The following is an 11,747-nucleotide window of genomic DNA, read 5'->3' as shown; positions in this document are numbered from 1 at the left end:
GAACGGCGTCGAAGGTGTTGACAGGGCGGGCAGGAGGCTGGTGATGACGGCGATCGACTCCACCCCTCCCGAGACCTCCCGCCGCGGCCGCACCCGCGAGCGCCTGCTCGACGCGGCCTACGACGTCTTCGCCGAGACCGGCGTGCACAGCGCGTCCGTCGAGCAGATCTGCGAGCGCGCCGGGTTCTCGCGCGGCGCCTTCTACTCCAACTTCTCCAGCAAGGAGGAGCTGTTCTTCGCGCTCATGGAGCGGGAGAACGGCGCCCGGGTGACGGCCCTCGTCGAGCAGATGGACCGCACGATCCCGCGCGTCGTCTCGGTCGACGAGCCGCTGACGGCGGAGACGCTGGCCGTGGTCATCCTCGACTTCCTCCAGGGTCCTGCCACCGACAACCGCCGCTGGTGCGTGGTCGAGTCGGAGTTCGAGCTGCTCGCGCTGCGCGACCCGCGGATCGCTCCGCAGTACCGCGACTTCCGCGCCGGCTTCGACGCCTCGCTCGTGCAGATCGTGCACGGGGCGCTGCGCCAGGTGCGCCGCGACTTCTCCCTCGAGCCGACGACGGCCGTGCGCCTGCTGGTGGCGGGCTACGACGACGCGGTCAAGCAGTCGATCCTCGAGGACGAGTCGGAGCCCGAGTCGCTCGAGCGCCTGCGGGCGACGCTGACGGCGATCGTCCTCGCGATCTCGTCCGCCGACGCCTGAGCCGGGCCGGCTCTCGCGACGGCGGCCGCCGTACCCGCCGGCTGAGTCCGCACCCGGCGGCCGAGCGGCCGCTGGGGAGTGCCGGGTCCGGTCCCCGCTCCTCCGCCCGCGCGACGAGGATGGACCCATGGAACTGCGACAGCTCGAACACTTCCTCGCCGTCGCGAAGGAGCAGCACTTCACCCGCGCCGCGAGCGCCCTGCAGATCTCGCAGTCGGGCCTCTCGGCGTCGATCCGCGCGCTCGAGAGCGAGCTGGGCAGCCCCCTCTTCACCCGCAGCACGCGCCGGGTCGAGCTGACGCCGGCCGGCCGGGCGATGCTCGCGGAGTCGGAGCGCTCGGTCGCCAGCGCGCTCGCCGCCCGCGACGCGGTTCTCGCCGTGCAGGGGGTGCTCCGCGGGAGCCTCGCGGTCGGCACGGAGGAGTGCCTCGGCGGCGTGCACCTGCCGCGCGAGCTCGCGACCTTCCGCGAGCAGCACCCGGGAGTCGCGCTCCGGCTGATCCACGAGGGGTCCGGCACGCTGCTCGACTCCGTCGCCGCCGGCCGCCTCGACCTGGCGCTGGTCGCCGACATCGGAGCCGTGCCGGGCGGCGTGCGGACGATGCCGCTGGCGAGCGAGGGCTTCGCGGTGCTCGTGCGCCCGGGTCACCCGCTCGCGAGCCGCGTCGGCTGCCGCATCCCGGACCTGGCGGGCGAGACGATCGTGGGTCTGCAGGAGCACTGGGCGGCGAGTCACCTCGCGGCGCGGGCGTTCGCGGCGCACGGCCTCGCGTTCGCGGTCGAGCTCGAGGTGAACGACGTGCACACCCTGCTCGACCTGGTCGAGTACGGCATGGGGATCGCGGTCGTGCCGGCGCACTTCGCCGAGAAGCGCCCGGCCGGGCTGCGGGCGGTGGCGCTCGCCGATCCGCTCCTGGTGTGGCGGACGATGGTGGCGGTGCCGGAGCGGCCGAGCGCCGCGGCCCGCGCGTTCGTCTCGGCCCTCCCGCAGCCGCTGCAGGACGCGGTCTGAGCCGGATCGTGCTCGCAACGGAGGAGGGATCAGCGCCGAGATCCCGCGATCCGCGTCGGACCGGTGCCTCGACCGGATCCCTCCTCCGTCATGAACGGGCTCAGTCGAGCGACGCCAGCTCCTCGGCCGTGAGCTCCAGGTCGGCCGCCGTCGCGGAGTCGCGGATGCTCTCGGGGCGGGAGGCGCCCGGGATCGGCAGCACGACCGGGGCCTTCGCCAGCTCCCAGGCGAGGCAGACGACCTGCGGCGTCACGCCGCGGGCCTCGGCGACCGCCGCGAACGCGGAGTAGCGCGAGCCGAGCTCGCCCGCCGAGGAGATGCCGCCGAGCGGGCTCCACGGCAGGAACGCCAGTCCGAGCTCGGCGCAGAGCTCGAGCTCCGGCTCGCTGGAGCGGAACGACGGCGAGAACTGGTTCTGCACCGAGACCAGGCGCTCGCCGAGGATGCCGTGCGCCTCGCGGATCTGGTCCGGGTCGGCGTTCGAGATGCCCGCGCGGAGGACGACGCCCTCGTCGAGCAGCTCGGCCAGCGCTCCGATCGAGTCGGCGTAGGGGACCGCCGGGTCGGGCCGGTGGTACTGGTAGAGGCCGATCGCGTCGACGCCGAGGCGCTTCGCGGACGCGCGGGCCGCCTCCTTGAGGTACTCGGGGCGGCCGTCCTGGTCCCAGGGGCCGGGCTCGCGCCGCAGGTGGCCGCCCTTGGTGGCGACGAGCACGGCGGAGGTGTCGCCGCCGTAGCTGCGCAGTGCCTCCGCGATCAGCAGCTCGTTGTGGCCGAGGTCGTCCTGGGTGGCGAGGTGGTAGGCGTCGGCCGTGTCGATCAGGGTCACGCCGGCGTCGAGGGCGGCGTGGATCGTGGCGATCGAGCGCTCGCGGTCCGGGCGGCCCTCGATCGACATCGGCATGCCGCCGAGTCCGATCGCGCCGACCTGGACGTCGCCGAGAGTGCGCTGCTTCATGAATGCTCCTTCGCAGTGGGGTGGGTGGTCACCAGGCGTAGTCCTCGGGGGCGGTCCGGTGGCCGGGGAAGATCTCGTCGAGGCGCGCGAGGGCCTCCGAGTCGAGGGTGATGTCGACGGCGGCGACGGCGCTCTCGAGCTGCTCGAGCGTCCGCGGCCCGGTGATCGGACCGGTGACGGCGGGCTGGTGGAGGAGCCACGCCAGCGCCAGCTCGCCGGGCGCCTCGCCGCGCTCGCGGGCGAACGCCTCCCACTGCTCCAGGGCGGGGCGGTGCTCCTCGATCGCGGCGAGGGTGCGCTCGGAGGAGCGGCGCCCGCCCTCCGCGGTCTTCTCGAGCACGCCGCCCAGCAGTCCGCCCTGCAGCGGCGACCAGGGGATGACGCCGAGCCCGTAGTGCAGCGCGGCGGGCAGGACCTCGCGCTCGACGTCGCGGACGAGCAGGTTGTAGATCGACTGCTCGGAGGCGAGGCCGGTGAAGTGGCGGGCGCGCGCCGCCTCCTGCGCCTGGGCGAGGTGCCAGCCGGCGAAGTTGCTGGAGCCGACGTAGAGGACCTTGCCCTGCTGGACGGCGACCTCCATCGCCTGCCAGATCTCGTCCCAGGGCGTCGTCCGGTCGACGTGGTGGAACTGGTAGAGGTCGATGTGGTCCGTCTGCAGGCGGCGGAGGCTCTCGTCGAGCGCGCGGCGCAGGGTGAGCGCCGAGAGGCGGCCGCCGTTGGGCCAGGAGTCGCGGCCGCGCTCGGCTCCGGGAGCGGCGAACTCGCCCATGTCGCCGAAGACCTTGGTCGCGAGGACGGTGCGCTCGCGGCGCTCGCCGCCCTGCGCGAACCAGCGGCCCACGATCTCCTCGGTGGCGCCGCGGCCGGCCTCGCCTCCGTACACGTTGGCGGTGTCGAAGAAGTTGACGCCCAGCTCGTGCGCGCGGTCCATGATCGCGAACGAGTCGGACTCCTCGGTCTGCATGCCGAAGTTCATGGTGCCGAGGACGGTGCGGGAGACGGACAGGCCGGTGCGGCCGAGGTGCGTGTACTGCATGGTCCCAGTCGACTCCGGTTCGGGCCGCGTGTCCAACAGGTGCTCGGCATGGGTGCGATCGACGGGGGAGGTCAATCGGGGGCGCGCCGTCCAGGGGCCGCCCCGCGCCCCGCCTCGGGCCTGCGCGTCGGCCGGGTCCAGCGGCCTCGACCGGATCGCCCGCAGCCCGCTGGGCGCGGTGGCGCCCGGCCGCCCGGGTGCCGGGTTAGAGTCGCGGAATGGTCCGGACGACGCAGCGCCTCGTGATCGCCCTCTCCGCCGTGGTCCTGCTCGCCGGCTGCACGGCGGAGGCGACGAGCCCCGCCGCCCCACCCGCCGGGCCGTCCGCCTCCACGGCGCCGCCCGCCGCCGGAGCCGAGTCCACGCCGCGGCCGGTGCCGAGCGTCTCGACCACTCCCGCACCGGTCGAGGACGTCTCGGGCGAGTGCGTCGTCCAGGCGCTCGACGCGGGGACGCTCGACGGCGTCGACCTCGAGCGCGTGCGCGACCGCGGCGCCCGCGCCGGCGCGACCGGGACGGCGAGCACCGCCTCCGACGGCGCCCCGGCCTCCTACCTGGTGGCAGCGGGCGACATCAGCGAGCGGATCGCGGACCGGTTCTGCATCAGCTCCGACTACCTCTCCGCGCTGAACTCGGTGCGCCGCGACGGCGTCGACATCGACAGCCTCTACGGCGGCGACACCCTCAACCTCCGCCCGACGACCGTCCTGAGCGTCGGCGACCAGAACGGCCGCGTCCTCGACAACGCCGAGCCCGACGACCTCCCCGCGCAGACCGGCTGACGCCGCTTCCGCCGCCGCCACTCCTCCGGCCTCGCAGCAGCACGCGACCACCGCCGAAGGCGCGGACCCGACGGCATGTGCGCGGCGCTCAGCCCAGGACGCCGATCAGGACCGCCGACACGGCGACGGTCGCCGCGAGCCCGGTCGTCCGCGAGCGGCGGCGCGCCGGGTCCTCGAACCACGGCAGCCCGTCCCAGCGCAGCACGGCGCCGGCCGCCCCGGCCGCGGTGAGAGCCACCAGCACGGCCCAGGGGAGCAGCGTCAGCGCCGACCAGTCGACGAGCGCCCGCCCGAGCAGCAGCACGGCGACGGCCTCGACGCCGCGGGCGAGCGTCCGGACGCGGTCGCGGTCGAGGAACCCGGCCGCCCGGCGCCGGGGGATGCTCCCCAGGGCGAAGCGGCCGACGGTGAACGCGACGACGAGCAGGACGAGGATCGAGGCGATCATCACGACTCCTCCCCGGCGCGCTGCAGCAGGCGCAGACCGAGCTCGTCGACCGAGCTCGCCGTGTCCCCGTTGACGAACACGGCTAGGCCGCGCTCCCGGTCCATCGCGAGCATCGTCGAGTAGCCGGAGGTCCCTCCGTTGTGCCAGGTCACGGATCCGCCGTCCTCCGACTCCGAGGTGAACCAGCCGAGGCCGATCCGCGCCCCGTCGGCGTCGAATCGGGGATCCAGGACGCTCGCCGCGGGCACGCCCAGCGCGGGGTCGTCGGTGAGGAGGGCCTGCGCGTAGCGGGCCATGTCCGCCGCCGTGGAGCGGACGCCGCCCGCCGGCGCGTAGCCCGTCATCGTCCACGCGTCGACGGACCGCCCGCTCGCCGAGAAGCCGGTCGGCGCGTCGGCGGGGAGGGCGTCCGCGGTCTCCGGGACGGAGGTCGCGGACATCCCGAGCGGAGCGAGGACGCGCTCGCGGAGGAGGTCGGCGTAGTCGCGGCCCTCGGCGCGGGCGAGCGTCTGGCCCAGCACCGCCGCACCGAGGTTCGAGTAGGCGTGCACGTGCTCGCCCTGGTCCGCCTCGGCGGCCTGCCGGAGGACGTCGTCGGCCGACCAGCCCGCGTAGGGGTCCGTGCCGCGCAGCTGGGCGAACAGCGTCGAGGCGAGGTCGCCGACACCGGTGGGGAGGCGCGGCAGGCCGGAGCGGTGGGTCGCCAGCTCCTCGAGCGTCCCGGTGAAGCCGCCGACGTCGGCGTGCTCCGCGGCGGGGTCCTCGAGCCCGACCGTCCCCTCGGCGGCGCTCCGGGCGAGGAGGAGCGCGGTCATCGTCTTGGTGACCGATCCGATCTCGACCTCGGTCCGCTCGTCGGCTCCGAGTCCGCCGTAGCGCACGCCGTCGGGCGTGATCACGGCGGCGACGAGGTGGTTCCGCGCGCCGTCTCCGACGTCGGTCCGGAGCCACTCGGCGATCTCGGCGTCGCCCGTCGCCTCGGTCGAGAGGGTGGGAGCGGAGGGGCGGAGCAGCACTCCGCCGAGCAGGACGACGGCCGCGGCGGAGACGGCGGCGAGAGCGAGGCGGCGGCGGGTCATCGGGGTCCTCCGGAGGCGAGCAGGATCACGAGCAGGGGGACGAGCCGCTCCGGCGGGACGCCGTAGCGGCCGCGGCCGCGCGCCTCCAGCCAGCCGGCGGCGACCAGCTGGTTGACGTGGTGGTAGATCTGCCCGGTGGTGCCCGCGCCCTCGCTCTCGGCGAGCTGGGCGACGGTCTCGACTCCGCCGGCCACCGCCTGCAGGAACCGCAGACGCACGGGGCTGCCCAGCGCGGCGAGCGCGGTCGGCCCGGGGCTCGCTCCCCAGTCGCGCTCGAAGAACGCGTCGGTGCTGAGGCCGTACTGCCACTCGACCGGGCCGGCCGGGGTGGCGACCGAGCCGGCGAAGACCACTCCGCCGGGAGAGGGCAGGCGCTCGCGGAGAGCGGTCAGGGCCCAGAGCGGATCGTCGGCGGCGGGCGCGGCGGGGGTGTCGGCGCGCTCGAGGCGGTCCAGCCGCGCTCGGAGCTCGTCGACCTCGCCGGCGAGGTCTCGGGAGGAGGTCATGCCTCCACTATTGCAAACATTCCGTAATCGCGGAACTCCTAAGAGGAGCCGGTACCGCAGAAGTCGCGGTGGTCCAGCTCGACCACCGCGACTCCTGCGGGACTCGGATCGCCCGGAGGCTCAGCCGAAGTGGCGCGGCAGTACAGCGCCGTTCACCGAGCGCAGCTCGTCCAGCGGCAGCGTGAAGAGGCCCTGCACCTCGACCGCGGGGGTCGCCGCGTCGGTCACTCCGATGCGCAGCACCGGGTAGCCCCGGCCCTCGCAGAGCCCGCGGAACTTCACGTCGTCCTCGCGCGGCACCGACACGAGCACACGGCCGGTCGACTCCGAGAACAGCGCGGCCGTCGCGTCGACGCCGTCGCGCTCCATCAGCTCGTCGAGCCAGATGCGCGCGCCGACGCCGAAGCGCAGCGCGGACTCGGCCAGCGCCACCACGAGCCCGCCGTCGGCGAGGTCGTGGGCGGAGGCGATGAGCGACTCCTTCGCGCCCGCCGAGATCAGCTCGGCCAGCGCGCGCTCGGCGGCCAGGTCGAGCTGCGGGGGCAGCCCGCCGAGGTGGTCGTGGATCGTGCCGGCCCACGCCGAGCCGTCGAGCTCGTCGCGGGTGGTGCCGAGGAGGTAGAGGTTGTCGCCCTCGTCCTGCCAGCCGGAGGGGATGCGGCGCGCGACGTCATCGATCACGCCGAGGACGCCGACGACCGGGGTCGGGAAGATCGGCACGTCGCCGGTCTGGTTGTAGAACGAGACGTTGCCGCCGGTGACGGGGATCTCGAGCTCGAGGCAGGCGTCGGCGAGCGCGCCCACGGCCTCGCGGAACTGCCACATCACCTCGGGGTTCTCGGGGCTGCCGAAGTTGAGGCAGTCCGAGACGGCGACCGGGGTCGCTCCGGTGACGGCGACGTTGCGGAACGCCTCCGCCAGCGCCAGGCGGGCGCCCTGCGCCGGGTCGAGCTGGCACCAGCGCCCGTTCGCGTCGGTCGCGACCGCGAAGCCGAGGCCCGACTCCTCGTCGACGCGGACCATGCCGCCGTCGTCGGGATAGCTGAGCGCGGTGTTGCCGAGCACGTAGCGGTCGTACTGCGAGGTGATCCAGCTCTTGTCGGCGAGGTTCGCCGAGCCCAGGAGCGCCAGGGTCTCGGCGCGCAGCGCGTCGCCGCCGGTCGAGCGGGGCAGGCGGGAGGAGGAGTCGGCCTGCAGCGCGTCGAGCCAGGAGGGGTACTCGATCGGGCGCTCGTAGACCGGGCCGTCGACCGCGACGGTGCGCGGGTCGACGTTGACGATCTCCTCGCCGTGCCAGTTGATGATGAGGCGGCCGGAGTCGGTGACCTCGCCGAGCACGCTGGTCTCGACGTCCCACTTGCCGACGACCTCGAGGAACGCGTCGAGCTTCTCGGGCGTGACGACGGCCATCATCCGCTCCTGCGACTCCGACATGAGGATCTCCTCCGCCGTGAGCGACGGGTCGCGCAGCAGCACCGAGTCGAGCTCGATGAACATGCCGCCGTCGCCGTTGGAGGCCAGTTCCGAGGTGGCGCACGAGATGCCCGCGGCGCCCAGGTCCTGGATGCCCTCGACGAGGTCCTTGCGGAACAGCTCGAGGCAGCACTCGATGAGCACCTTCTCGGCGAACGGGTCGCCGACCTGCACCGCGGGGCGCTTGGTCGGTCCGCCGTCGGCGAAGGTGTCGGAGGCGAGGATCGACGCGCCGCCGATGCCGTCGCCTCCGGTGCGCGCCCCGAAGAGCACGACCTTGTTGCCGACACCGCGGGCGTTCGCGAGGTGCAGGTCCTCGTGGCGGAGGACGCCGACGGCCAGCGCGTTGACGAGCGGGTTGCCCTGGTAGACCGAGTCGAAGTAGGTCTCGCCGCCGATGTTCGGCAGGCCGAGGCAGTTGCCGTAGAAGGAGATGCCGGCCACGACGCCGTGGACCACGCGCGCGGTGTCGGGGTCGTCGATCGCCCCGAAGCGCAGCGCGTCCATGACCGCGACCGGCCGGGCGCCCATCGAGATGATGTCGCGGACGATGCCGCCGACCCCCGTTGCCGCACCCTGGAAGGGCTCGATGTAGCTCGGGTGGTTGTGGCTCTCGATCTTGAAGGTGACGGCCCAGCCCTCGCCGACGTCGACCACTCCGGCGTTCTCGCCCATGCCGACCATGAGGTTCTTCTTCATGGCGGGGGAGACCTTCTGCCCGAACTGGCGGAGGTACATCTTCGACGACTTGTAGGAGCAGTGCTCGCTCCACATCACCGAGTACATCGCGAGCTCGCCGCTCGTGGGGCGGCGGCCGAGGATCTCGCGGATGCTCGCGTACTCGTCGGGCTTGAGTCCGAGGGCCGCGTAGGGCTGCTCCCGCTCGGGCGTCGCCTCCGCGTTCGCAGTGGTGTCGGGAACGGCGGTGCGGCTGTCTGCCATGTGCTGGAGGCTCCAGGGGAGGGGGACGGGATGCGCGTCGATCCTACCCGCCGCGGTCGCCGCGGCCCGGGCCCTCCGGTGGAGCGGTGCGGGCACCGGCGCCTAGGATCGGGCGGGTGAAGCGGGCGGCTCTGATCGGGACCGTGCTGTGGGGGCTCTACCAGTGCTTCGGGAACCTCGGAGCGGCGAACATCTCGTCGGACGAGCCCGTGTACCTCGCCGCGGGGTGGGACTACCTGCACGGCGACGTGAGCGCGAACCTCGAGCATCCGCCGACGGCGAAGTACCTGATCGGGCTCGCGCAGGTGCTGCTCGGCGAAGGGCTGCTCGCGGGCAGGATCGCCGCCGGCGCGGCCGCGTTCCTCACCGGGCTGGTGCTCTGGCTCTGGTTCCGGCGCGAGCTCGGCCCGACCCTCGCGCTCGTCCCGGCCGGCCTGTTCCTCCTCCTCCCTCGCACCGCCGTGGGGGCCGGCACCCGGATCGACCGCCTCGCGCTCCTGGAGCCGTTCATGGTGCTCTTCGCCGTCGCGGCGATGGCGGCGGCGTGGACCTGGTCGCGCGCCTCGCCGGGCAGGCGGAGCGGCTGGCTGATCGCGCTGGCCGGTGCGCTGCTGGCGCTGTCGGTCACCTCGAAGCTGACCACCGCGGTCCTCGCGCCCGTGCTCCTGCTGCCGCTGCTGTGGTCGGGGAGCAGGGCCCGGGCTCTGCGGGGCGGCCTCGCCCTCTCCGTCGCGTTCGTCGTCACCGGGGTGCTCGCCTACCTGCCGGTGCACCCGGTCGAGGCGATCCGGTACCTGCTCGAGTTCCAGTCCGAGCACAACGCCGACGGCCACCTGATCGAGGTCGCCGGGACCGCGTACGTCTTCCCTCCGTGGTGGGCGAACCTCTGGTTCATGCTCGTCGGCATCGGGCCGGCGGCGCTCGCCGTGCTGCTCCTCGGGACCCTGCTGGCCCTGCTCGCTCCGCGGCGCCGCGCGCTGGTGCTCTACCTGGGCGCCGCGACGCTGCTCCTCCTCGTGTTCCACCTGGCGATCAGCTCGGTCGCGCTGCCGCACTACTACGCGGCGTGGGCGTGGCTCCTCTGCGCGCTGGCGGGCATCGGCATCGCGGAGGCGCTGCGCGGCGGGATCGTGCTGCCCGCACCCCTCGCCCGCGGCGCCGGCGCGGTTCTGCTGGCCGCCTCCCTCGTGATCGCGATCGCCACCTCGGCGGGGATCGCCCAGGAGCGGCCGACCGGGATCGCGCGGGTGGCCGACGTGCTGCGCGAGCGCGGCCTCGACGGCGGCCTGGTCCTCGCGCAGGGCATGTCCTCGGGCGTCTACGTGCCCTACATCGGCGACCGGGTGACGACCGATCCGTCGTCCGCAGGGATCGTCGCCATCGCGATCGAGCGGTCGGCGCGCTTCCCCGTCGATCCGCGCGTGTCCGCCTACCTCGAGTCGGCGCGGCCCGAGACGGTGCTGCGGCTCGACGACCTCACCCTCGTGCTGGTCGACGGACCGCTGCCGTGACCGCTCACCTCGAGCGGCAGGCCCCCGGATCGACGGCGTCCGTCAGCGAGGCGGCCTGCTCGACCACGGGAGTGAGGACCGAGAGCGGGATGGCGTAGCCGACGTTGTCGACGGAGGCGGCCTTGCCGAAGACGACGCCCGACACGGTGCCCTCGAGGGAGAGCAGCGGGCCGCCCGAGTTGCCCTGGTTGACGACGGCGGCGAGGGTCAGCACCTCCCGTGAGGTCGGTGCTCCGTCGACCATCAGCGAGACCGTGGCGTCGGAGGAGATCTCGGCCGAGCCGAGGGTCAGCGGGCCGCCGAAGGGGTAGCCCGCGACCACGGCGTCGTCCCCGGCGGCGACGGCGTCGTCGAGCGGGAGCGGAGAGGCGTCGAGCCCGTCGACGGCGATCACGGCGAGGTCGGCGGCCGGGTCCAGGTAGACGACGCGGCCGGTGCGCGGGGCCTCGCCCGGCGCCTCGACGACCGGCTGCGAGACTCCGCCGACCACGTGCGCGTTGGTGATCACGCGGTCGTCCGAGACGACGAAGCCGCTGCCCGTCACTCCGACGTCGCAGGCCCAGGCCGTGCCGGAGACGCGCACGACCGAGCGGGTGGCGGCGGCGACCTCCGGGTCGTCGGTCGAGACGTCCGGGATCGCGGGCGCCTGGGTGGGAGCGTCGAGCGCCTCGACGACCCAGGACGTGCCCTCGTCGACCACGGTCGACTGCAGCTGGGCGAGGAAGGCGCGGACGGGGGAGGGGGTGAGGTCGTCGATCGTGCGGATGACCGTCGATCCGGCGACCGAGGTCGTGACGAGGGGGACGCCGAGGAGGGAGACGGCCGAGGTGACGGCGATCCAGACCAGGCCGGAGATCGCGACGCCGGCGACGCCGCCGGCGAGCCGGTCGAGCAGGCCGAGCTTCACGCGGTCGGCTCCGCGGCCGATGACCGCGCCGAGCGTCGCTCCGATCGCGTAGCCGACGCCCAGCAGCAGCACGGCGGTGCCGATCACGGCGAGCAGGCGCCACTCGCTGCCGGCCGTCCACGACGAGACGGCGGGCACGGCGAACGAGGCGCCGATCGCGCCTGCGACGATCCCGGCGAGACCGCCGAGGGTCCGGAGCAGGCCGCGCCGCAGACCGTCGACGAGCGCGCCGATGAGGCTCAGCACGACGATGACGTCGACGATCACGGATGCACCCACGCGGAACTCCTGCCGGTGTCGGGGACGGGTCCTCCAGCATGACCGACGCGGGATGCGCGGACGCCCGGAAGCGGCTGGCAGTCCGCGGCGGCCGCGGATGCGCGGGGGCGG

11 protein-coding genes are annotated in these 11,747 nt (G+C 74.1%); 4 read left to right on the top strand and 7 right to left on the bottom strand.

Annotated features, from left to right (window positions below):
• Positions 1 to 43 precede the first annotated feature (43 nt).
• Positions 44 to 703 (top strand): TetR/AcrR family transcriptional regulator, encoded by a 660-nt coding sequence (locus C5C30_RS10750; RefSeq protein WP_181131548.1) that lies wholly within the window; start codon positions 44 to 46, stop codon positions 701 to 703.
• Between the two features lie 127 nt (positions 704 to 830).
• Positions 831 to 1,715, top strand: a complete 885-nt coding sequence (locus tag C5C30_RS10745; protein ID WP_104282701.1) for a LysR family transcriptional regulator — start codon at positions 831 to 833, stop codon at positions 1,713 to 1,715.
• A gap of 100 nt (positions 1,716 to 1,815) precedes the next feature.
• Here C5C30_RS10745 and C5C30_RS10740 read toward each other — a convergent pair whose 3' ends face one another.
• Positions 1,816 to 2,673: an aldo/keto reductase gene (locus tag C5C30_RS10740; RefSeq protein WP_104267808.1), complete on the bottom strand. Its 858-nt coding sequence runs from the start codon at positions 2,671 to 2,673 to the stop codon at positions 1,816 to 1,818.
• Between the two features lie 28 nt (positions 2,674 to 2,701).
• Positions 2,702 to 3,709 (bottom strand): aldo/keto reductase, encoded by a 1,008-nt coding sequence (locus C5C30_RS10735; protein ID WP_104309579.1) that lies wholly within the window; start codon positions 3,707 to 3,709, stop codon positions 2,702 to 2,704.
• 218 nt (positions 3,710 to 3,927) lie between these two features.
• Here C5C30_RS10735 and C5C30_RS10730 point away from each other — a divergent pair, with 218 nt between their 5' ends.
• Entirely contained in the window at positions 3,928 to 4,491 is a 564-nt protein-coding gene (locus tag C5C30_RS10730; RefSeq protein WP_104333702.1) for a hypothetical protein, read from the top strand.
• Positions 4,492 to 4,579: 88 nt separating this feature from the next.
• On the opposite strand, the gene C5C30_RS10725 is transcribed toward C5C30_RS10730, so the two are convergent.
• The 4 genes from C5C30_RS10725 to purL form a co-directional block, all read right to left on the bottom strand.
• The gene (locus C5C30_RS10725) at positions 4,580 to 4,939 is read right to left on the bottom strand and encodes a hypothetical protein (RefSeq protein WP_104234265.1); all 360 of its coding nucleotides are present in this window, start codon (positions 4,937 to 4,939) and stop codon (positions 4,580 to 4,582) included.
• Entirely contained in the window at positions 4,939 to 6,018 is a 1,080-nt protein-coding gene (locus tag C5C30_RS10720) for a serine hydrolase (RefSeq protein WP_104333701.1), read from the bottom strand. The genes C5C30_RS10725 and C5C30_RS10720 overlap by 1 nt, the downstream gene beginning before the upstream one ends.
• Complete coding sequence (locus C5C30_RS10715) at positions 6,015 to 6,524, bottom strand: helix-turn-helix transcriptional regulator (protein WP_104222749.1); 510 nt, start codon at positions 6,522 to 6,524, stop codon at positions 6,015 to 6,017. The genes C5C30_RS10720 and C5C30_RS10715 overlap by 4 nt, the downstream gene beginning before the upstream one ends.
• A 120-nt stretch (positions 6,525 to 6,644) precedes the next feature.
• Positions 6,645 to 8,939 carry a phosphoribosylformylglycinamidine synthase subunit PurL gene (gene purL / locus C5C30_RS10710; protein ID WP_104234263.1) on the bottom strand — a complete coding sequence of 765 codons (2,295 nt, stop codon included), beginning with the start codon at positions 8,937 to 8,939 and terminating at the stop codon, positions 6,645 to 6,647.
• Between the two features lie 116 nt (positions 8,940 to 9,055).
• On the opposite strand from purL, the gene C5C30_RS10705 reads away from it, so the two are divergent.
• Positions 9,056 to 10,450, top strand: a complete 1,395-nt coding sequence (locus C5C30_RS10705) for a glycosyltransferase family 39 protein (protein WP_181131547.1) — start codon at positions 9,056 to 9,058, stop codon at positions 10,448 to 10,450.
• A gap of 4 nt (positions 10,451 to 10,454) precedes the next feature.
• Here C5C30_RS10705 and C5C30_RS10700 read toward each other — a convergent pair whose 3' ends face one another.
• Positions 10,455 to 11,636: a MarP family serine protease gene (locus tag C5C30_RS10700; protein ID WP_258065904.1), complete on the bottom strand. Its 1,182-nt coding sequence runs from the start codon at positions 11,634 to 11,636 to the stop codon at positions 10,455 to 10,457.
• Positions 11,637 to 11,747: the final 111 nt, after the last annotated feature.

The organism is Rathayibacter sp. AY2B5 (assembly GCF_002931645.1).
Lineage (GTDB): Bacteria > Actinomycetota > Actinomycetes > Actinomycetales > Microbacteriaceae > Rathayibacter.
The sequence above is the reverse complement of the archived record's forward strand: the minus strand, read 5'-3'. Positions and strand labels throughout refer to the sequence as shown.

Coding starts and splice junctions, on each gene's coding strand:
- C5C30_RS10750 (WP_181131548.1), top strand. CDS start 44: ATGACGGCGATCGACTCCACCCCTCCCGAGACCTCCCGCCGCGGCCGC.
- C5C30_RS10745 (WP_104282701.1), top strand. CDS start 831: ATGGAACTGCGACAGCTCGAACACTTCCTCGCCGTCGCGAAGGAGCAG.
- C5C30_RS10740 (WP_104267808.1), bottom strand. CDS start 2,673: ATGAAGCAGCGCACTCTCGGCGACGTCCAGGTCGGCGCGATCGGACTC.
- C5C30_RS10735 (WP_104309579.1), bottom strand. CDS start 3,709: ATGCAGTACACGCACCTCGGCCGCACCGGCCTGTCCGTCTCCCGCACC.
- C5C30_RS10730 (WP_104333702.1), top strand. CDS start 3,928: ATGGTCCGGACGACGCAGCGCCTCGTGATCGCCCTCTCCGCCGTGGTC.
- C5C30_RS10725 (WP_104234265.1), bottom strand. CDS start 4,939: ATGATCGCCTCGATCCTCGTCCTGCTCGTCGTCGCGTTCACCGTCGGC.
- C5C30_RS10720 (WP_104333701.1), bottom strand. CDS start 6,018: ATGACCCGCCGCCGCCTCGCTCTCGCCGCCGTCTCCGCCGCGGCCGTC.
- C5C30_RS10715 (WP_104222749.1), bottom strand. CDS start 6,524: ATGACCTCCTCCCGAGACCTCGCCGGCGAGGTCGACGAGCTCCGAGCG.
- purL (WP_104234263.1), bottom strand. CDS start 8,939: ATGGCAGACAGCCGCACCGCCGTTCCCGACACCACTGCGAACGCGGAG.